Raw genomic sequence first — 20,379 nt, 5'->3', positions numbered from 1 at the left:
CGGCACATCTCATGACGAGTTCAACGGGTGAGTGCTGGCCGGGGTCACGCGCGCGTGGCGACCGAATCGGGCCGTCCGGCCCGGCCCCGGCACGCCTCCCGGGCGGGCGTCCGGGCGGGTGGCCGGGGTCTGCCGACCGGGTGGGTTCGCGGCGCGGTGGGGCGGCGCGCCGGTGCGGTACGGGAGCGGGGGACGGGGCGGTGCCTAGCGTGGCCCGATGCCGAAGCAGCCGAAACCTTCCCGCACCCCCCGCGCGCGGGTCCGCGCCGCCGCGCCGGCGTCCGCCGCGCTGTTCGCGCTCGCCGTGGCCCTCGCCCCCGTACCGGCCCTGCCGGGGGAGGCGGTCGCATGGGCCTCCCCGCCGTCCGCCTCCGCCCTCCCCGCCGTGCCCACCGCCCTCACCGCCTCCGCCTCCGCCGTTCCCGCCGGGGGGCGCCGGGCGGGGGCGGCGACGTCCGCCGACTGCCCCGGCGACTGGCCCTGGGGGTGCGTCGCCCTCTGCGAGAGCGGCGGTCGCTGGAACGCCAACACCGGCAACGGCTTCTACGGCGGACTGCAGTTCAAGCAGTCCACCTGGGAGGAGTTCGGCGGCCTGGCGTACGCGCGCCGCGCCGACCTGGCCAGCCGCGTCCAGCAGATCACCGTCGCGCAGGAGGTGCTGCGCTGGCAGGGGTGGAGCGCGTGGCCCACGTGCTCCCGCCGGTACGGGCTGTCCGGCCGGTACCACACCGTCCAGCCGGGCGACACGCTGAGCACGGTGGCGCGGCGGTTCGGCGTCCCCGGCGGCTGGCGGGCGCTACACGCCGCGAACCGGGACGTCGTGGGCGGCGACCCGAACGTCCTCCGGCCCGGCTGGATGCTGCGCCTGCCGTAGGCCCTCCCGCAGGCTCCCGGGAGGCGCCGCCCGGTGGCGGCGACCACCGTCCCCGGGGGCGCCGGCCCGTCCTGCGGGGCGTACGCGAGCCGGGCGCCGGCCCGTCCGGCGCGGTGCCCCGGCCGGCCGCTCCGGAGCCGCCGCGCCCGCCCGTCCGCCGCCCGCCGGCGGGACGGCCGCGGCGGGCCGCCCGGGGCGGCGCGGACGAGGGCCGCGCCACCGTCCCCCGGCTCGGCCACCGCCCGTGCGGGCCAAGTACAGTCCACCTCTGACGACCTATCGACCTGGGGGACCCGGCCACGCGATGCACATCTCCTTCCTGCTCCACAACGCGTACGGGATCGGCGGCACCATCCGCACGACCTTCAACCTCGCCGAGGCGCTCGCCGCCCGCCACGACGTGGAGATCGTCTCCGTCTTCCGCCACCGCGACGAGCCGACCCTCGGCGCCCCCGCCGGCGTGACCATGAAGCACCTCGTCGACCTGCGCAAGCACAGCCCCGGGTACGACGGCGACCACCCCGACTACCGGCGGCCCGCCAAGGTCTTCCCGCGCGGCGACGGCCGCTGGAAGCAGTACAGCCGCCTCACCGACACGAGGATCGCCGCGTACCTGAAGGCGGTGGAGGCCGACGTCGTCGTCGGCACCCGCCCCGGGCTGAACGTGCACATCGCCCGGCAGACCCGCCGCGGCCCGGTCCGCGTCGGCCAGGAGCACCTCACCCTCGACAGCCACGGCTACCGGCTGCGCCGCGAGATCGGCTTCCGCTACCCGCTGCTCGACGCCGTCACCACCGTCACCGAGGCCGACGCCCGCTCGTACCGCACCCGGCTGAAGCTGCCCGGGGTCCGCGTCGAGGCCGTCCCCAACAGCGTCCCCGCGCCGGCCGTCGCACCGGCCGACTCCACCGCCAAGTGGGTCGTCGCGGCCGGCCGGCTCACCAAGGTCAAGCGGTACGACCTGTTGGTCGAGGCGTTCGCGAAGGTCGTCGCCGCCCGCCCCGACTGGCGGCTGCGGATCTACGGCTCCGGCGACGCCACCGGCAACGAGAGGAACGCCCTGCGCGCCCTGATCGAACGGCGCGGGCTGCACAACCACGTCTACCTGATGGGCCCCGCCAACCCCCTCGAACCCGAGTGGGTCAAGGGGTCCGTCGCCGCCGTCACCTCCCGCCTGGAGTCCTTCGGCATGACCATCGTCGAGGCGATGCGCTGCGGGCTGCCGGTCGTCGCCACCGACTGCCCGCACGGCCCCCGCGAGATCATCGAGGACGGCGTCGACGGCCGGCTCGTCCCGGTCGGCGACGCGGACGCCGTCGCCGAGGCGCTGCTCGGCCTCATCCAGGACGACGAGCTGCGCCGCCGCGCCGGGCGGGCCGCGCTCGCCGCGTCCCGCCGCTTCGACCCCGTACGGATCGCGGAGCGGCACGAGGCGCTGTTCGCGGAACTGGTCGCCCGCGGGTCCGGCGCCGCCCCCCGCGACCGGGGCCGCGACGCGCTCCACCGCGCGCGGGGCGCCGTCCTCGACGCCGCGTACACGGCCCGCTACAAGGCCGCCGACGTCCTCAGGAAGGGAAAGCCCGCATGACCGGGACCACGCCGGCCACGCCGGCCTCCGAGCACGGCGCCCCGCGCGCCGACTGCGTCGCGGACTCGGCGGGCGGCATCACGTTCGACATAGCGGGCGCCGAGCCGGGGGAACCGGTCCTGCTGCTGCGCCGCCGCGGCGCCGACCCGGCCGAGGAGGCCCGGCTGCCGCTCACCCCGGCCGGCGGGGGCCGGTCGCGCGCCGTCCTGCCCAGCACGGTCGAGCTGGCGGAGGGCCACTGGGACGTGTCCGTCGGAGGCCGCCCGGTGGAGCCCGGCGTCCGCGACGTACGGGCCCTCGTCGACCGCGTCCCCGAGGCGTCCGGGCCGGTCGCCGCGCGCGTCCCGTACCCCACGGCGGACGGACGGCTCGCCGTCCGGAGCTGGCTGCGCGCCCGGCACGCCGAGGCCGGCGACCTCGTCCTCGGGCCGGGCGGCTGCACCGTCGAGGGCCGGCTGTACGGCACCGTGCTGGGCGCCGGTGCGGTGGCCGAGGCGCGGTGGGGCGGCGAGGTGCGGGAGGTGCCGGTGGAGGGCGAGGACGGCACGTTCTCCTTCACCCTGCCGTACGGCCCGCTCGCCGGGCCGGCGCCGGACCGCCAGCGCCTGTGGCAGCTGTGGCTGCGGCCCTCCGCCGGCGCCGGGCCGGTGCGGGTGGCCCGGATCCTCGACGACGTGTGGGACCGCAGGAACGTCTTCGTGTACCCGCAGGCCCGGGGCGACGGGTTCCGGGCGGAGCCCTGCTACAGCTCCGACAACGAGCTCTGCGTCCGGGTCACCCCGGTCCCGTAGCGCCCCGGAGGGCGGGAGCCGTCGCGGACCGTACCCGTCCGCGACGGCTGGCAGACTCGCCCCCATGTTGGAGACCTCGGCACGACTGCTGCGCCTGCTGTCCCTGCTCCAGGCCCACCGGGACTGGTCCGGCGCCGCCCTCGCGGAGCGGCTCGGCGTCACCCCGCGCACGGTGCGCCGCGACGTGGACCGGCTGCGGGAGCTGGGCTACCCGGTGCACGCCACGCCGGGCACCGGCGGCGGCTACCAGCTCGGCGCGGGCGCCCGGCTGCCGCCGCTGCTGCTGGACGACGAGGAGGCCGTCGCCGTCGCCGTGGGGCTGCGCACCGCCGCGGGGCGCGGCGTGGAGGGGATCGGCGAGACGTCGCTGCGCGCCCTGGCCAAACTGGACCAGGTCCTGCCCGACCGGCTGCGGCGGCGGGTGAGCGCGCTGACCACGTTCACCGTGCCGGCCATGCGCGCCCCGCGGGAGGGGCAGCAGGCCGACGCGGCGGTCCTCACGGAGCTGGCGGGCGCCTGCCGGGACGGCGAGCGGCTGCGCTTCGCGTACCGGGACCACAACGGCACCACGACCCACCGGACGGCCGAGCCGTACCGGCTCGTGTGCACCGAGCGCCGCTGGTACCTGGTCGCCTGGGATGTGGACCGCGGCGACTGGCGGACGTTCCGCGTCGACCGGATCACCCCGACGCCGCCGCACGGGCCGCGGTTCACGCCGCGCACCCCGCCCGCCGAGGACCTGGCCGCCTACGTGGCGCGGGGCGTCTCCACGGCGGCGTACGCGGCGCGCGCGGTGATCCGGCTGCACGCCTCCGCACAGGAGGCGGCGCAGGTGGTGGGCGTGTCCGACGGGGTCGTGGAGGCCGAGAGCGAGACGACGTGCCTGCTGCACACGGGCGCGTGTGGCCTCGACGTGCTCGTGGTGCACGTGGCGCTGATGGGCCTGGAGTTCGAGGTGGTGGAGCCGAGCGAGCTGGTCGGCCACCTCAGTTCGGTTCGAGACCGCCTGACCCGCGCCCTGGACCGCTCGGCCGCTCGGCCGGGTCCGCCGGGGCGTCCCGCTCCGGACGCTGGTACGTCGCGTGCTCCGGGTGGTGCAGGTCGAACGCCGGGGACTCCGACCGGATGAGCGGGACGTGCCGGAAGTTGTGCCGGGGCGGCGGGCAGGACGTCGCCCACTCCAGCGACCGTCCGAACCCCCAGGGGTCGTCGGTCCCGACCTCCGTGCCGTACTTGGCGGTCCGCCAGACGTTGTACAGGAACGGCAGCGTGGAGGCGCCCAGCAGGAACGAGCCGATGGTGGAGGCCGTGTTGAGCGCGGTGAAGCCGTCGGCGGCGAGGTAGTCCGCGTACCGGCGGGGCATGCCCTCCGCGCCGAGCCAGTGGTGCACCAGGAAGGTCAGGTGGAAGCCGGTGAACAGCGTCCAGAAGTGGATCTTCCCCAGTCGCTCGTCCAACATCTTCCCGGTGAACTTCGGCCACCAGAAGTGGAAGCCGGCGAACATCGCGAAGACCACCGTGCCGAAGACCACGTAGTGGAAGTGGCCGACGACGAAGTACGTGTCGGTGACGTGGAAGTCCAGCGGGGGAGAGGCCAGCAGGACGCCCGTCAGCCCGCCGAAGAGGAACGACACGAGGAAGCCGACCGCCCACAGCATCGGCGTCTCGAAGCTGAGCGACCCCTTCAGCATGGTCCCGGTCCAGTTGAAGAACTTCACCCCGGTCGGCACGGCGATCAGGAAGGAGAGGAACGAGAAGAACGGCAGCAGCACCGCCCCGGTGGCGAACATGTGGTGCGCCCACACGACCACCGACAGCCCGGTGATGGCCGTCGTCGCGGCGACCAGCGTCAGATAGCCGAAGATCGGCTTCCGGGAGAAGACCGGGACGATCTCGGTGATGATGCCGAAGAACGGCAACGCGATGATGTACACCTCGGGATGGCCGAAGAACCAGAACAGGTGCTGCCACAGCAGCGTCCCGCCCCACTGCGGGGCGAACACCAGGGACCCCAGCCGCCGGTCCGACTCCAGCACCAGCAGCGCCGCCGCGAGCACGGGGAACGCGACCAGCACCAGCACCGAGGTGAACAGGACGTTCCAGGTGAAGATCGGCATCCGGAACATCGTCATCCCCGGCGCCCGCATCCCGATGATCGTCGCCAGGAAGTTGACCGCGCCGAGGATCGTGCCGAACCCGGACAGCGCCAGGCCCATGATCCACAGGTCGGCGCCGACCCCGGGCGTGTGGACCTGCGAGTTCAGCGGGGCGTACGCGAACCAACCGAAGCTCGCCGCCCCGGTCGTCACGAGCAGCGATCCGAGCACGATCAGCCCGCCGAAGAGGAACAGCCAGTAGGCGAGCATGTTCAGCCGGGGGAAGGCCACGTCGGGCGCGCCGATCTGCAGCGGCACGATCTCGTTGGCGAACCCCGCGAAGGTCGGCGTCGCGAACAGCAGCAGCATGATCGTGCCGTGCATCGTGAACGCCTGGTTGAACTGGTCGTTGCTGATCAACTGTAGTCCGGGGCGGGCCAGCTCCGCGCGCATCAGCAGCGCCATCGCCCCGGCGACCAGGAAGAAGCCGAACGACGTGATCAGGTAGAGGTGACCGATCCTCTTGTGGTCGGTGGTCGTCAGCCAGGCGACCACCATCCGGCCGCGCCGCCGGACCGGCGGTGGCACGGCGGTCGCCCGGACGGTGTCGGTCCCCATCAGCACCCCTCCGCATCGGCTCCTCGTCGGCCCGGTCCCGCCCCACGATGCTCGCGGCCCCCTTCCCGGATCGCCCGCGTTCACGCCGTCCGGAGGTGCGGGAATTCTGTGGAGAGCCCGTGGAACAAACGTGTCCGGTGGTGTTCGGGTGACGCCGTTCGGGGGAATTCCCAAGCCGCCGAATGCGGGCCGCCCGGCCTTCGGGGAATTACCGCGGAACGCCTCCGGCGGGCCCCGCGGGCACGGAAACGTCCGATAATCGTGGCCCGGGTGTCTGTGACATACATGTGACGGGCCGCGTACGGGAGGATGGCGATACCCGTGCGGGGGCGCCTACGGTGAGGCCATGGCACCGATACCCGCGACACCCCCTACACGGCCCGACGAACCCGGCGCGTACGTCGGCCTCGACGACCGCGAGGCCGAGCGCCGGGCCCGCTCCCGGGGCTGGACGACCGTACGGGCGCTGCCGCCCGGCTCCGTCATCACGCTCGAGTACGTGGAGGGCCGGATCAACTTCGAGGTGCGCGACCACACCGTCGTCCGCTGCTGGGTGGGCTGACCCCCGCTCCGCGCCTTCCGCCCCCACCCCGCGCCTTCCGCCCCCGTCCCCGCACGGTCCGCCTCCGTCCCCGTGCCGTCCGCCCGACGGCACGGGAAGGGCCCCGGCACATGGCCGGGGCCCTTCCTCGCGTACGTACCGCCGCCGGCGGCTCAGCCGCCCGTCACCGGGCGGGAGCGCGGCGGTCTGCGGCTGCCCGCCGGGGTGACCGGCATCCGCTCGGAACGCAGCACCGCGTGCGTGCGGGGCTGCGACAGCGTCGTACGGATGCTCGCGGCGTGCGTCCCGGCGCCGACCGCCCCGGCACCCGCCGCCGGTTCGCGCACCGGCTCCGCCGGGGGCTCGGCGGCCGGCCGCCGCGGCTGCGCGTCCGGCAGCGGCCCGGCGGCCGCCACCGGCGCCACGGGCCGTACCGGGGCGGGCGCGGGGCGGCGCTCCCGCAGCCGGCCGCGCACCCGGTCGCGCACCTGGTCCCGAGCGGCGAGGAGCACCGCCTCCGCGCGCGCGATCAGCGGCTCGCACCACGGCAGGCCCAGCAGGATCAGCAGACCGGCGGCCCAGCCCAGGAGCACGTCGCTCAGCCAGTGCGTACCGAGGTAGACGGTGGTGAGGCCGACGCCCAGGGCGACCACGGCGGAAAGGGCTGACAGATAGCGGCGCGCCCGCGGCGTGGTGGCCAGGTAGGAGAGGATGCCCCAGGTCACCACGGCGTTGGCGGTGTGCCCGGAAGGAAATATATCGCCGCCCGCGAACAGTTCGGCCGAGCCGATCTGCGTCGCGTAATGCGGGCCGAGCCGGCCCAGGCCGATCTTCACGGCACCCACCGTGACGTTCAGCAGCAGCAGCGCCGTGCCCAGCACGAGCAGCGGGCGCAGCGTGTGCTGCCGCCACGACCGCCAGCCGAGCCAGGCCGCCACCATCACCGCGGTCGGGCCGCGCTGGCCGAGCACCACGAAGTAGTCGAGCGGCGCGTGCAGCTCCGGCCACTGCTGGTACGGCCGGAAGAGCATGACCTTCCAGTCGATGAGCACCAGCCACGTCGACGCGAGCACGGCCACGACGATGGCCAGGTAGAACACGGACGTCCCGCCGAAGAGGGCAAGACGCGTGCGGCTCATCCGCGGGCTCTCTATCTTCGGCGGTTCCGGCTCCCGGTCCAGACGGGCAAAGATGTCGGTACGCACGCAATCGACGTTACAGGGAGTGAGTGTCGGGCCAGGCCGATCCGGTCTCTTTGTGATGACGATGTGATGTGGAGTGGGTCTCGGCGGCTGTTTATCCGATGCTTATCCAAAATGCGCCGGGGCAGGTCGCCCTAATGTCGGGAGCGGTTCTTCCGTAACCGTGTTTGTCCGCCGGAGGAAAACCCGCCGCGCTCCGCCGCACGGGGAATTCGTACGCCGTTCGGGCCACCGGGGGCGTGTCGCGGCGGGCGGTCCGCGTGGCGCACGCCACACTCCCGGGCGCGTTCCGGTGAGAGCTGGGCCACGCACCACCCGCCCCACGTCACGTAGGCTGACGTCTCGCTCGCCCGCCCCCGGAGAGCCGGACGCATCCGGCCGGGGACCCCCTGTTGCCGGGCCGCCCCGCGGAACGTCCCCTTCCCCGGCCGGTGCCCGCCGAGCGCGAGAGTTCCACGCGGGAGGTACCTACATGTCGGGAACGGCCACTGCCGGAGCGCGTTTGCGTGCCGCCGGCGGCGGTGCCAACCGCTGGGTCGTCCTGTTCGTCCTCTGTGTGAGCCTGCTGCTGGTCGCGCTGGACGCGACCGTCCTCCACGTCGCCGTCCCCGCGGTCACCGAGGACCTCCGGCCCAGCTCCACGGCCCTGCTCTGGATCGTCGACGCCTATCCGCTCGTCTGCGCCTCGCTGCTGATCCTCTTCGGCACGCTGGGCGACCGGGTCGGGCGGCGGCGCGTCCTGCTCGGCGGCTACGCCCTCTTCGGCGCGGCGTCCGCCGTCGCCGCGCTGGCCGACACGCCGGCGGTGCTCATCGCCGCCCGCGTGCTGCTCGGCGTCGGCGGCGCGATGATCATGCCGGCCACGCTCTCCCTGCTGCGCGCCGTCTTCCCCGACCGGCGCGAACGGGCCACGGCCATCGGCATCTGGACGGCCGTCGCCGCGGTCGGCGCCGCCACCGGCCCCGTGCTCGGCGGGTTCCTGGTCGAGCACTTCTGGTGGGGCTCGGTCTTCCTCGTCAACATCCCCCTGATGGCCCTGATCCTCCCGGCCGGCCGCTGGCTGCTGCCCGAGTCGCGGGGGAGTGGCGACGGGCCGTGGGACGTCCTGGGCGCGCTGATGGCCGCCGCCGGTGTCCTCGGCGTCGTCCTCGGCGTCAAGCGGACCGGCGCGGGCGACCCCGTCCTGAGCGCCGCCACGCTCGGCCCGCTGCTCGCCGGCGCCGTGCTGCTCGTCCTCTTCGTCCGCCGGCAGCGCCGCCACACCCATCCGCTCATCGACATGCGGATGTTCTCGCGGGCCGCGTTCACCACGTCCGTCGGCTGCATCGTGCTCGCCATGCTGGCGCTGGTCGGCCTGGAGCTGATCGCCGTCCAGTACCTCCAGCTGATCCTGGGCCTGAGCCCCCTGGAGACCGGGCTGCGGCTGCTGCCGCTGACGTTCGCCGCGATGGCCGCCGGCGCCACCGGCTCGTACACCCTCGCCCGCCTCGGTCCGCGCCGGATGGTCGCCGGCGGCTTCGTCCTCACCGCCGGGTCCGTGCTGCTGCTCGTCCTCATGGGGCAGCACGACCGGCCGCTGCTGCTGACCGCGGGCTTCGTCCTGCTCGGCTTCGGCCTGCAGACCACGCTGTTCGCGGCGTACGAGTCGATGCTCAGCGAGGCGCCCGCCCGCAGCGCGGGCGGCGCGGCGGCCATCGGCGAGACGTCCTACCAGCTCGGCGCGGGCATGGGCATCGCCCTGCTCGGCAGCGTCATGAACGCCGCGTACGCCCCCGGCCTCACCGGCGTCCCCGGCGTCCCCGCCGGGGCGGGCGCCGCCGCCGCCAACTCGCTGGGCGAGGCCTACCAGGTGGCGGCCCGGCTCGGCGGCGCGGCCGGCGAGGCGCTGCACTCCGCCGCGCGTCACGCCTTCGTCCACGGGTTGCACGTCACGCTGGTGGTGAGCGCGGGGCTGCTGCTCGCCGGGGCGGTGATGGCGCTGCGCCTGCCGCGGGTGATGGACGCGCAGGCGGGCGGCCCCGCCGACGACGACGGCCCGGGGGACCGCACCGTCCCCGCGGCCCGCGGGGCGCACGGCGCGCCGGACGCGCGGCGGGTGCCCGCGCGGCGCGCCCCGGCGGAACCGGCCGGCTCTGGACGCGCGGCACACTGAGCCGTAACGTCGGCGCCCAGCTCGACTATCAACGGTAGTTTTCCCGTCGTCTCCCTGGTGAGCCAGTTGCCGGAGGTCCGTATGCCCGCACCCGCGAAGCTCCCGCCGTTCGACCCGGACGACCCGCTCGGCGTCGACGACCTGCTCGACCCGGAGGACCTCGCCGTCCGCGACACGGTCCGCGGCTGGGCCGCCGAGCGGGTGCTGCCGCACATCGCCGAGTGGTACGAGCGGGGCGAGCTGCCCGTCATCCGCGAACTCGCCCGGGAGCTCGGCGCGCTCGGCGCGCTCGGCATGTCCCTGGAGGGGTACGGCTGCGCCGGGGCGAGCGCCGTCCAGTACGGGCTGGCCTGCCTGGAGCTGGAGGCCGCGGACTCCGGGATCCGCTCCCTCGTCTCCGTCCAGGGCTCCCTCGCCATGTACGCGATCTGGAAGTACGGCTCCGAGGAGCAGAAGCGGCACTGGCTGCCGTCCATGGCGGCGGGCGAGACGATCGGCTGCTTCGGCCTCACCGAACCGGACCACGGCTCCGACCCGGCCGCCCTGCGCACGTACGCCCGGAGGGACGGCGCGGACTGGATCCTCAACGGCCGCAAGATGTGGATCACCAACGGATCGGTCGCCGGGGTCGCCGTCGTCTGGGCGCAGACCGACGAGGGGATGCGCGGCTTCGCCGTCCCGACCGACACCCCCGGCTTCTCCGCGCCGGAGATCAAGCACAAGTGGTCGCTGCGGGCCAGCGTCACCAGCGAGCTGGTGATGGACGACGTACGGCTGCCCGCCGACGCGGTCCTGCCCGGCGTGACCGGGCTGAAGGGCCCGCTCGGCTGCCTGACGCACGCCCGGTACGGGATCGTGTGGGGCGCCATGGGCGCGGCGCGGGCCTCGTTCGAGGCGGCGCTCGACTACGCGCGGACGCGGGAGCAGTTCGGGCGGCCCATCGGCGGCTTCCAGCTCACCCAGGCCAAGCTCGCCGACATGGCGGTGGAGCTGCACAAGGGCGTCCTGCTCGCCCACCACCTGGGGCGGCGGATGGACGCGGGGCGGCTGCGCCCCGAACAGGTCAGTTTCGGCAAGCTGAACAACGTGCGGGAGGCGATCGGGATCTGCCGCACGGCCCGGACGATCCTCGGCGCCAACGGGATCTCCCTGGAGTACCCCGTCATGCGGCACGCCACGAACCTGGAGTCGGTGCTCACCTACGAGGGCACCGTCGAGATGCACCAGTTGGTGCTGGGCAAGGCGCTCACCGGTCTCGACGCCTTCCGATGAGCGGCCCCGCCCTCAGCTCTGGTTGAAGAAGCCGTCCTGGGCGCGGCCCCCGGGTTCCCCGGTGAGGACCTGCGTGTCCGCGGGTGTCAGCAGGAAGACCCGGGTGGCCACCCGCTCGATGGAGCCGTGCAGGCCGAAGGTCAGGCCGGCGGCGAAGTCCACCACGCGCTTGGCGTCGTCCGGTTCCATGGTGGTGAGGTTCATGATGACCGGGATGCCGTCGCGGAACAGCTCACCGATCGCCCGGGCGTCGCGGAAGCCGGCGGGCGACACGGTGGCGATCCGGCGGCCCTCCTCCCGGGCGCTCTCGGAGGCGACCCGCACGCGGGGGTCGGTCACCCAGGCGTCGCCGCTCTCGGCGGTCTCGGCGTACTCGTCGTCGTAGTAGCGCTCGTCGTTGTCCTCGACGAGTCCCAGCCAGGCACTCGCCTTGCGTACCGATCCCATGGACGCCTCCTTTCAACGTGGTCACGTGTGGTTCCGCACCCCTATGGTCGTCCATGATGCGGATCGCGCGCCAAGTGGATAGCCGCCGAGCGAGCGTTTCGTGACGGTACTGGTGCAGAAGATATGGCGATTCGTCAGGATACTTGCTGCGTAACGGGCTTCTTATACCCCAAATATGAAATTCACACCGGGCGGGCGAGTCGGCGCGCGTACGGGTGAACGGACCCCCGGCTACGATGCCCAGCGCGTACGGATCCAGTCACGGGGGAGCACATGTTCGGTATCGTCAGGCCCTGTTCGCACCGGCTCGCGGAAGGGCTCCGGACGGAGTGGATGGCGCACCTGTGCGGGCTCTGCCTCGCCCTGCGCGCCGACCACGGCCAGTTCGCCCGCGTCGCCACCAACTACGACGGGCTCGTCGTCTCGGTCCTGACGGAGGCCCAGACCGTGCGCACCGCCGCCGCCCGGCGCACCGCCGGGCCCTGCCCGCTGCGCGCGATGCGCACCGCGCCCGTCGCGCGCGGCGAGGGCGCCCGGCTGGCCGCCGCCGTCTCCCTGGTGCTCGCCTCGGCGAAGGTGCGGGACCACGTCGCCGACCGCGACGGGCTGCTGGCCCGCCGCCCGGTGGCCGCGGCCGCCCGCCGGGTCGCGCGCCGCTGGGACGCCGCGGGCACCCGGGCCGGGCGGGAACTCGGCTTCGACACGGCGGTCCTGCTCGACGCGGTCGACCGGCAGACCGGTGTCGAGGCGCTGGCCCGGCCCGGCACGCCCCTGCTGGCGGTGACCGAGCCGACCGAGACGGCCACCGCCGCCGCCTTCGCGCACACCGCGGTCCTCGCCGGCAGGCCGGGGAACGCCGCGCCCCTCGCGGAGGCCGGCCGGCTGTTCGGGCGCCTCGCCCACCTGCTGGACGCCGTCGAGGACCTGGAGGCCGACACGGCGTCGGGCGCCTGGAACCCGCTCACCGCGACCGGTACGTCACTCACCGAGGCGCGGCGCCTCGCGGACGACGCCGTGCACGGCGTGCGCCTCGCGCTGCGGGACGCCGAGTTCGTCGACGACCGGCTGCTGCACCAGCTCCTCGTGCACGAGCTGCGGCGATCGGTGGACCGCGCGTTCGCCGCGCCGTCCTGCTCGCACCAGGGGTACGGCGCGCCCGGCGCGCCCCTGCCCCCGCACGGCCACGCCCACCAGGGCGGGGGCCAGGCCCCCGGCCCGTACGGCTCCTTCAACCCGTACGGGGGCGGCGGGCCGGGCGGTCACGGCGGTCATGGTGGTCTCGGCGATCAGGGTGGTCACGGCGGCTACGGCGGGGGACGCGGCGGGTCCGGCGGGCGACGCGGCGGGTCGGGCGGGTCGGGCTTCGGCGGCGAGGGGCCGCGACAGAAACCGCCGCGCGGGCTCCTCGCCGGCTGCGCCGTCTTCGTCGGCCTCTTCTGCACCTGCCGGATCTGCTGCGCGGAGGAGTACGAGGGGCCCTGGTCCCGCAAGAAGCGCGAGGGCTGCTGCCGCGACTGCGACAGTTGCAGCTGCGACTGCCGCTGCCCCTGCGACGGCTGCTGAGGCCGTACGCGCACCGGCGCCCCGTACGCGCACCGGCCGGTTTCGCGACGGGGCGGGACCGGCCCTCAGGCCGCGCCCCGGCCCGTCGCGGGGGCGCTCGCCGGGCACGGCGCGCAAACCGGCGGACCCCGGCACGGGAACCGGGAAGGCCCCCGGTCCCGGGAGCACCGGGGCCGGGGGCCCGCGCGGGATCGGGGCCGGTCAGGCCCTGTCCGCGCCGGCCGGCGGCGCGTCCCCGGTGCCGTCGCCGCGGCGCAGCGACGACACGACCAGGGTGACCACCGTTCCGGCGACCGCCCAGACGGACAGCACCTGGAGCGGTCCGGAGACGGCGTTGCCCCGGAAGTACGCGATGGACCGCGCCGCCCAGGTGCCCGCGCCCGGCGGCAGGCCGGGGCCGATCGTCCGCCAGAAGTCGGGCAGCATGGGGCCGGGGAACGCGCCGCCCGCGCTCGGGTTGCCGGCGATCACGATCAGCAGCACGGCCAGCCCGATGCCGACGATGCCGGTGAGCGCCTGGAGGGCCAGGGTGACCGCGCCGACCGAGAAGACCACCAGCGCGCCCAGCCCCCACAGGGCGGGGACGCTCCCGGGCAGCGCGCCGAGCACCGGGCCGACGATGATCGCGCCGCCCAGTCCGCCGAGGAGCGCGGAGAGCGCCAGGGCGGCGAGCCGGATGACCGCGCGCCGGGTGTTGGCGGGCCGGGAGCCCGCGCTGATGGCCAGGATCGACGCGAGCAGATAGCCGCCCACGCACCACCCGACGACCAGGTAGAAGGCGGACAGGCCGTCGAAGTCCCGCTCGGAGGCGGGGGCCACGTCCACCGTCCGGACCGTGCGGCCCTGGGGTCGTTCGACCTCGGTGGCGATCCGCTCCAGGGCGGTCGCCAGGACCGTACCGCCGCCGGAGGCGACCAGCAGGGTGTCGGTGGTGCCCGCCGGATCGACGACCAGGGCGCCGTCGATCTCCCGGTCCGTGATCCGCCGCCGCGCCTCGGCCTCGTCGGACAGCACCCGCGGGTCGAGCGGGTCGCCGGGCAGCGCGGCGAGGCGGTCGGCCGTCCGCTCGGCGGCGGGGCCCGGCGCGACCACGCCGAAGGGCACGTCCGTGGGCCTCGGGTTGTGCAGGGCGCCCACGTAGGACGCGATGAACAGCAACTGGAGCGCCAGCACGCCGACGACCAGCAGGGCGGCCCTGGGCGTGACGGCGCTTCGCACCTCGGCGGCGAGCGTCATGCCCCCACGCTCCGGTCAGGCCGGGGTTCCCGCAGGCGGTGCGGGGCCGAATGGCTGAGCCCCGGCCGCCGGACCCGCCGCCCAGCCGCCGCCGCGTTCGCCCGCCCGCCGCCGCCCGCCACGTCCGACCGCCGCCCGCCGGACCCGCCGCCCAGCCGCCGACGCGTCCGGCCACCGTGCCCGCCGCCACCGTGCCTGTTCGCCGCCCGCCGCCGACGCGCCCGGCCGCCGCGTTCGCCCGCCGCCGCCGCGTCCGGCCGCCGCCAGCCCGCCGCCCCGCGGCACGTCCTGCGCGCCCGGCCGCCGCCCTCGTCCTGCCCCGCCGGCGCTCAGCCCACCCGCCGGTAGCGGCGCTCCGGGCGGCCCGTCCCGCCGTAGCGGAGGGTGACCTCGGCGCGGCCCGTCTCCGCGAAGTACTCCAGGTAGCGGCGGGCGCTCACCCGGGACAGGGAGCCCGCCTCCGCGCACTCCGACGCGGACAGCCCCGCGGGGTGCTCGCGCAGGACGCGGTCCACCAGGTCCGCCGTGTGCGCGGCCAGCCCCTTCGGCAGCTCCCGCGACGCGCGGGGCCGGGTGCCGAAGATCCGGTCGACGTCCTCCTGGCGGGCCTCGTCCAGCGCGGCGAGACGCGTACGCACGGACGCCGCGTGCAGCAACTGCTCCCGCAGCGCCGCCTGGCTGAACGGCTTGATCAGGTAGTGCAGCGCGCCCGCCCGCAGCGCCGAGCGGACCGTGGCCGCGTCCCGCGCGGCCGTGATGAACAGGGCGTCCGCGTGCGCGCCGCCCCGCCCGGCGCGCTCCTCCTCCGCCCGTACCGCCCGCAGCACCTCGATGCCGTCCATGTCGGGCAGGTACACGTCGAGCAGCAGCAGGTCGGGGCGCAGCTCACGGGCGGCGCGCAGCGCGTCGGCGCCGCTGTGCGCGACCCCGGCGACCGTGAAGCCGTCCACCGCGGACACGTAGCGGCTGTGCAGCTTGGCGACCATGAAGTCGTCGTCGACCACCAGCACCCTCGTCATTCCCCGAACGCTAGGCCGCGACCACAACGACCACAACGTCCGTTGATTGCGGAACGGAGACATGTTCTTAACGCGCGGGCAACATGTGGGCCATCTCCCGGAACCCAGAACCGAAAGGCGGCACCCGTGCGACTGCGCACCCCCCTCGCCCTGCTCGGGGCGGCACTGCTGGTGCTCGTGGGGCCGCCGCTGCTTCAGCCCGGCAGCGGCTCCGACACCGGCACCCACATCCCCGGCCTGCGCCTCATGGTCCCCAACACGCCCGGCGGCGGCTACGACATCACCGCCCGCACCGTCGCGAAGAACGCCGAGGACGCCGGCCTGACGCGCAACGTCGAGGTCTTCAACCTGCCCGGCGCGGGCGGCACCGTCGGCCTCACCTCGCTCGTCAGCGAACACGGCGACGGCAGGCTCGCCATGTCCATGGGTCTCGGCGTCGTCGGAGCCGTCCACACGAACAACGCGCCCAAGACCCTCGCCGACACCACGCCCATCGCCCGGCTCACCGAGGAGCAGGACATCGTGGTGGTGTCCAAGCACTCCCCGTACCGGACCCTGCGCGACCTGCTCTCCGCCTGGAAGGCCGACCCCGGTGGGCTGCCCGTCGGGGGCGGCTCGTCCCCGGGCGGCCCCGACCACCTCGCGCCGATGCTGATGGCGCAGGCGGCCGGCATCCCGCCGAAGGCGGTCAACTACGTCCCCTTCGACGGCGGCGGCGAGCTCCTCGCCTCGATCCTCGGTGACAAGGTGGCCTTCGGCGTCTCCGGCGTCGGCGAGTACCTCGACCAGATCAAGGCGGGCGAGCTGCGCGTCCTCGCCGTCACCGGCGCCGAACGCGTCCCCGGCGTCGACGCGCCCACCCTCCGCGAGTCCGGCCTCGACACCGAGTTCACCAACTGGCGCGGCATCGTCGCCCCGCCCGGCCTCACGGACGCCGAACGCGACAAGCTCGTCACCCTCGTCACGAAGCTGCACGCCTCCCCGCAGTGGCGCGCGTCCCTGGAGAAGAACGGTTGGACCGACGCGTTCCTCGCCGGCGAGGAGTTCGGCGCCTTCCTCGACGCGCAGGACCAGCGCGTCGCCGACGTCCTGAAGGAGCTCGGCCTGTGACCGCCCCCGCGACCCGTGACCGCCGCGCCTGGCTCCGCGACCGCTCCGAACTCGGCGTTTGCGCCTTCCTCTTCCTCCTGGGCGTCCTCGTCCTCACCGACGCCGTCACGATGAGCGTCGACCTCGCCCAGCGTGGCCCCGTCGGTCCCCGCACCGTGCCCCTCGTCGTCGGCGCCGGGCTGCTCCTCGTCGCCGTCCTCCTCACCGTCGACGTGCTGCGCGGAGGGCGCGGCGAGGCCGAGGGCGGCGAGGACGTCGACCTGTCCGAGCCCACCGACTGGCGGACCGTGCTGCTCCTGGTCGGGGTGTTCCTCGGCAACGCCGTCCTCATCGGCCCGCTCGGCTTCCCCGTCTCCGGCGCGCTCCTCTTCTGGGGCTGCGCGTACGCCCTCGGCAGCCGCCGCACCGACCGCGACCCGCTCATCGCGGCGGTCCTGTCCTTCGTCACGTACCTCGTCTTCGACCACCTGCTCGGCGTCCCGCTCCCCGGCGGGCCGCTCATGGGAGTGATCTGATGGATTCCCTGAACTCCCTCGTCGAGGGCTTCGGCACTGCCCTCACCCCCCTCAACCTGCTGTGGGCGGCGGTCGGCGTCCTCCTCGGCACCGCCATCGGCGTCCTGCCCGGCATCGGCCCCGCCATGGCCGTCGCGCTGCTCCTGCCCGTCACGTACGGGCTGGAGCCGACCGGCGCGTTCATCATGTTCGCCGGCATCTACTACGGCGCCATGTTCGGCGGCTCCACCACCTCGATCCTGCTGAACACGCCCGGCGAGAGCGCCGCCGTCGTCGCCGCGATCGAGGGCAACCCCATGGCCAAGGCGGGCCGCGGCGCCCAGGCGCTCGCCGCCGCGGCCGGCGGCCACTTCGCCGGCGGCCTGATCGGCACGGTCCTGCTGGTCGCGCTCGCCCCCGTCGTCGCCGCGCTCGCCGTCGACATCGGCGCCCCCGACTACTTCGCGATCATGGTGTTGGCCTTCATCGCCGTCACCTCCGTCCTCGGCTCGTCCCGCGTCCGCGGCCTGGCGTCCCTGCTGATCGGCCTCACTCTCGGCCTCGTCGGCCTCGACGGGACGACCGGCCAGGCCCGCCTCACCTTCGGTTCGCTCCAGCTCGCCGACGGCGTGGACGTGGTCATTGTCGCGGTCGGCCTCTTCGCCATAGGCGAGGCCCTGTGGGTCGCCGCGCACCTGCGCCGCCACGGCGCCGACGCCATCCCGGTCGGCCGGCCCTGGCTGGCCCGGGCCGACCTGAGGCGCGTCTGGAAGCCGTGGCTGCGCGGCCCGCTCGTCGGCTTCCCGTTCGGCGCGATCCCGGCCGGCGGCGCCGAGATCCCGACGTTCCTGTCGTACGTCACCGAGAAGCGGCTCTCCCGGCACAAGGACGAGTTCGGGCGCGGCGCCATCGAGGGCGTGGCCGGGCCCGAGTCCGCCGCCTCCGCCTCCGCCGCGGGCACCCTCGTCTCGATGCTCACCCTGGGCCTGCCCACGACGGCCGTCGCCGCCGTCATGCTCGCCGCGTTCCAGCAGTACGGCATCCAGCCGGGCCCCCTGCTGTTCGAACGCGAGCCGCAGCTCGTGTGGGGCCTGATCGCGTCCCTGTTCGTCGGGATGGTGCTCCTGCTGGCGCTGAACCTGCCGCTCGCCCCGGTGTGGGCGAAGCTGCTGCGGGTGCCCCGCCCCTACCTGTACGCGGGCATCCTGTTCTTCGCCGCGGTCGGCGCGTACGCGGTCGGCGGCGAGGCGCTGGACCTGGTGGTCCTGCTCGTCATCGGCCTCATCGGGTTCGGCATGCGCCGCTACGGCCTGCCGGTGCTGCCCGCCGTGATCGGCGTCATCCTCGGCCCGGCCGCCGAACAGCAGCTGCGCCGCGCCCTCCAGATCAGCGACGGCAGCCTCACCGGTCTCGTCAACACGCCGTTCTCCCTCGCCGTCTACGCCGTGGTCGCGCTCCTGCTGGCCTGGCCCCTGATCGCGAAGGTGATCAACCGGCGCCGTAACCTGACGGCATGACGGACACCCCCGCGGACGGCATCCGCCCCGCCGCCCCCGCCGACACGCCCGCGGTGAAGGCCGTCACCGACGCGGCCTACCGCCCCTACATCGACCGGATCGGCCTCGTACCGGCCCCGATGGAGGCCGATCACGCGGCGGACGTGGCCGCGGGGCGGGTGTTCGTCGCGGGGGAGCCGGTGCGGGGCCTGGTCGTCGTCCGCACCGAGCCCGACCACCTGTACCTCGACTCGATCGCCGTGCACCCCGACGTCCGGGGCACCGGCCTCGGCCGGCGCCTCCTCGCCTTCGTCGAGGACCGCGCCCGCGCCCTGGGCCTGCCCCAGGTGCGCCTGCTGACGAACGCGATGATGTGGGAGAACCGGAGGATGTACGAGAGGTACGGCTACGAGGTCGTCGAGCGCCGCAAGGACGGCCCCTACGACCGCTTCCACTACCGCAAGTCGCTGCCCTGACGGGCCAGGGCCTCCAACGCGTCCAGCGCCTCCACCGCGCGGGCCGCGGCGTGCGGGTCGCGCGCCGCGAGGCCGCTCGCCGCGAACTCGTCCTCGTCCAGGCGCAGCACCAGCCGCCGGTCCGCCGACACCCACAGGTCCAGGTCCAGGTCCTCCACGACCACCTCCGCGGCCGTGATCCGCGCGGGCCGGGTGATGTCGCAGTACCAGCCCTTCGGCGTGCCGTCCGCGGCCCGCACCTCCTTCACGGAGTACCACCGGTCCCGCCCGTAGTGCTCCGTGAACACGTCGCCGGGCTCGAACCGCACGAAGCCGAAGTCCCGCACGCCCTCGCCCGCCCAGGCGGCGCGGACCGTCAGCACCGCGCCGTCGTCACGGACCACCTCCGCCCGGTACCGGATCTTCGTACGCCCCGCCTTGACGAGGACGACGTCAACCGAGCGTGCGGACATGGCGCACCTCCGTGGCGCAGATCCCGTAGCCGAACCACCGGTTGATCGCCAGCATCGGCCCGTTCGCGCCGTCGTTGCTCGTGTACGCGTCGGTGAGCCCGGCGGCGCGGGCGCGGCGCAGCGAGTCCGCCTTGGCCAGCTTCGCCAGGCCCCGGCCGCGGTGGGCGCGCAGGGTGCCGGTCATGCCGGAGACGTAACGGGTCTCGCGGTCCGTGTGGGCGGCGGTGTAGGAGGCCACCCGGCCGTCCACCGTCACGACCGTGGACAGGTGGCGGTCGAACAGGGGGTTGTTCCAGGTGTGGCGCACCCAGTCGTCGAAGTCGTCGAGGACCGCGGCGATGTCGCCCGGCTCGTCGGCCGTCGCCTCCGCGTCCGCCTCGAACAGCGGCCGGGGGTCGTCCTCGTAGTCGGCGGCCGTGCGCAGCGCGACTCCGGGCGGGAGCGCGCCGGGCGGCTCGGGGAGGACGGCGCGGGCCAGGTCCAGGTGCTGGAAGTGCGCGGTCCGCGTGGGACGGTAGCCGCGCTTCGCGGCGAACGCGGTGCTGTGCGGGTCGTCCCGCACCCAGGCGTGGACCGTCGTGGCCCCGTGGGCCGCCAGGTGCTCCTCGGCGGTGCGCAGCAGCGACCCGCCCGCGCCCCGGCCGCGGTGGTCCGGGTGGACGTTCGGCGTGACGTACCCCTGGCCGGGGACGCCGCTGTCGTACGCGATGCCGGCGTAGGCGGTCCCGACGACCTCGCCGTCCTCCTCGGCCACCAGCAGGCGGAACCGCTTCGCGGGGTTGGCGGTCTCGACGTCGAAGAGGACCGAACGGGGCGTCACCGCCAGGAACGGCACGGTGGCGCGGCGGGACCGGACCACCGCCTCGGCGTCCCCGGGGTGGAAGTCACGGATGATGACGGCCATGGGACGGCACGCTACGGGGCCCGGGCCGTGACCGCCTCCCCATTTCCG

At 74.8% G+C, this 20,379-nt stretch carries 18 protein-coding genes and 1 pseudogene; 12 read left to right on the top strand and 7 right to left on the bottom strand.

What is annotated here, in order from left to right; genetic code table 11:
• The first annotated feature begins 217 nt into the window (after positions 1–217).
• The 4 genes from RND61_RS29620 to RND61_RS29605 all read left to right on the top strand — a co-directional run bounded on the left by RND61_RS29620 (position 218) and on the right by RND61_RS29605 (position 4,382).
• Complete coding sequence (locus tag RND61_RS29620) at positions 218–874, top strand: LysM peptidoglycan-binding domain-containing protein (RefSeq protein ID WP_315881230.1); 657 nt, start codon at positions 218–220, stop codon at positions 872–874.
• Positions 875–1,178: 304 nt separating this feature from the next.
• Positions 1,179–2,462 carry a glycosyltransferase family 4 protein gene (locus tag RND61_RS29615; protein WP_315881229.1) on the top strand — a complete coding sequence of 428 codons (1,284 nt, stop codon included), beginning with the start codon at positions 1,179–1,181 and terminating at the stop codon, positions 2,460–2,462.
• Positions 2,459–3,253: a hypothetical protein gene (locus RND61_RS29610; RefSeq protein WP_315881228.1), complete on the top strand. Its 795-nt coding sequence runs from the start codon at positions 2,459–2,461 to the stop codon at positions 3,251–3,253. Before RND61_RS29615 ends, RND61_RS29610 begins: the two co-directional genes overlap by 4 nt.
• Before the next feature lie 64 nt (positions 3,254–3,317).
• Entirely contained in the window at positions 3,318–4,382 is a 1,065-nt protein-coding gene (locus tag RND61_RS29605; protein WP_315881227.1) for a helix-turn-helix transcriptional regulator, read from the top strand.
• Here the strand turns inward: RND61_RS29605 and ctaD are convergent.
• Positions 4,273–5,967 (bottom strand): annotated as a pseudogene (gene ctaD / locus RND61_RS29600) (aa3-type cytochrome oxidase subunit I); the annotation flags it as partial. The gene RND61_RS29605 and the pseudogene ctaD sit on opposite strands and share 110 nt — an antisense overlap.
• 346 nt (positions 5,968–6,313) lie before the next feature.
• Between ctaD and RND61_RS29595 the strand changes: the two are divergent.
• Positions 6,314–6,529 (top strand): I78 family peptidase inhibitor, encoded by a 216-nt coding sequence (locus RND61_RS29595; RefSeq protein WP_315881226.1) that lies wholly within the window; start codon positions 6,314–6,316, stop codon positions 6,527–6,529.
• A 152-nt stretch (positions 6,530–6,681) separates the two neighbouring features.
• Here the strand turns inward: RND61_RS29595 and RND61_RS29590 are convergent, their stop codons facing one another.
• Positions 6,682–7,713 carry a phosphatase PAP2 family protein gene (locus RND61_RS29590; protein ID WP_315881225.1) on the bottom strand — a complete coding sequence of 344 codons (1,032 nt, stop codon included), beginning with the start codon at positions 7,711–7,713 and terminating at the stop codon, positions 6,682–6,684.
• 469 nt (positions 7,714–8,182) lie between these two features.
• On the opposite strand from RND61_RS29590, the gene RND61_RS29585 reads away from it, so the two are divergent.
• Positions 8,183–9,862 (top strand): MFS transporter, encoded by a 1,680-nt coding sequence (locus RND61_RS29585; protein ID WP_315881224.1) that lies wholly within the window; start codon positions 8,183–8,185, stop codon positions 9,860–9,862.
• Positions 9,863–9,943: 81 nt separating this feature from the next.
• Positions 9,944–11,134 carry an acyl-CoA dehydrogenase family protein gene (locus RND61_RS29580; RefSeq protein ID WP_315881223.1) on the top strand — a complete coding sequence of 397 codons (1,191 nt, stop codon included), beginning with the start codon at positions 9,944–9,946 and terminating at the stop codon, positions 11,132–11,134.
• A 12-nt stretch (positions 11,135–11,146) separates the two neighbouring features.
• Here the strand turns inward: RND61_RS29580 and RND61_RS29575 are convergent, their stop codons facing one another.
• Positions 11,147–11,581, bottom strand: coding sequence for a cell division protein SepF (locus RND61_RS29575; RefSeq protein WP_315881222.1), 435 nt, complete (start codon positions 11,579–11,581; stop codon positions 11,147–11,149).
• Between the two features lie 273 nt (positions 11,582–11,854).
• On the opposite strand from RND61_RS29575, the gene RND61_RS29570 reads away from it, so the two are divergent.
• Positions 11,855–13,144: a DUF5685 family protein gene (locus RND61_RS29570; protein ID WP_315881221.1), complete on the top strand. Its 1,290-nt coding sequence runs from the start codon at positions 11,855–11,857 to the stop codon at positions 13,142–13,144.
• Positions 13,145–13,345: 201 nt separating this feature from the next.
• Here RND61_RS29570 and RND61_RS29565 read toward each other — a convergent pair whose 3' ends face one another.
• Together RND61_RS29565 and RND61_RS29560 are read right to left on the bottom strand one after the other, a co-directional pair.
• A complete protein-coding gene (locus RND61_RS29565; protein WP_315881220.1) occupies positions 13,346–14,380 on the bottom strand; it encodes a DUF3533 domain-containing protein in 1,035 nt (344 codons plus the stop codon).
• A gap of 329 nt (positions 14,381–14,709) precedes the next feature.
• A complete protein-coding gene (locus RND61_RS29560; protein WP_315881219.1) occupies positions 14,710–15,399 on the bottom strand; it encodes a response regulator in 690 nt (229 codons plus the stop codon).
• A 126-nt stretch (positions 15,400–15,525) separates the two neighbouring features.
• Here RND61_RS29560 and RND61_RS29555 point away from each other — a divergent pair, with 126 nt between their 5' ends.
• The 4 genes from RND61_RS29555 to RND61_RS29540 are packed head-to-tail and all read left to right on the top strand — an operon-like array spanning position 15,526 to position 18,975.
• The gene (locus RND61_RS29555; RefSeq protein WP_315881218.1) at positions 15,526–16,509 is read left to right on the top strand and encodes a Bug family tripartite tricarboxylate transporter substrate binding protein; all 984 of its coding nucleotides are present in this window, start codon (positions 15,526–15,528) and stop codon (positions 16,507–16,509) included.
• Complete coding sequence (locus RND61_RS29550; RefSeq protein ID WP_315881217.1) at positions 16,506–17,024, top strand: tripartite tricarboxylate transporter TctB family protein; 519 nt, start codon at positions 16,506–16,508, stop codon at positions 17,022–17,024. The genes RND61_RS29555 and RND61_RS29550 overlap by 4 nt, the downstream gene beginning before the upstream one ends.
• Positions 17,024–18,520, top strand: a complete 1,497-nt coding sequence (locus RND61_RS29545) for a tripartite tricarboxylate transporter permease (protein WP_315881216.1) — start codon at positions 17,024–17,026, stop codon at positions 18,518–18,520. Before RND61_RS29550 ends, RND61_RS29545 begins: the two co-directional genes overlap by 1 nt.
• Positions 18,517–18,975: a GNAT family N-acetyltransferase gene (locus RND61_RS29540; protein WP_315881215.1), complete on the top strand. Its 459-nt coding sequence runs from the start codon at positions 18,517–18,519 to the stop codon at positions 18,973–18,975. The genes RND61_RS29545 and RND61_RS29540 overlap by 4 nt, the downstream gene beginning before the upstream one ends.
• On the opposite strand, the gene RND61_RS29535 is transcribed toward RND61_RS29540, so the two are convergent.
• On the bottom strand, positions 18,954–19,427 hold the full coding sequence (locus RND61_RS29535) for a DUF402 domain-containing protein (protein ID WP_315881214.1): 474 nt from the start codon (positions 19,425–19,427) through the stop codon (positions 18,954–18,956). The two genes, RND61_RS29540 and RND61_RS29535, sit on opposite strands and share 22 nt — an antisense overlap.
• Entirely contained in the window at positions 19,408–20,331 is a 924-nt protein-coding gene (locus tag RND61_RS29530; protein ID WP_315881213.1) for a GNAT family N-acetyltransferase, read from the bottom strand. Before RND61_RS29530 ends, RND61_RS29535 begins: the two co-directional genes overlap by 20 nt.
• Positions 20,332–20,379: the final 48 nt, after the last annotated feature.

This window comes from Streptomyces tamarix (genome assembly GCF_032423885.1).
GTDB lineage: Bacteria > Actinomycetota > Actinomycetes > Streptomycetales > Streptomycetaceae > Streptomyces > Streptomyces tamarix.
Note: the sequence above shows the minus strand (reverse complement) of the source record. Positions and strands in the feature narration are given on the sequence as shown.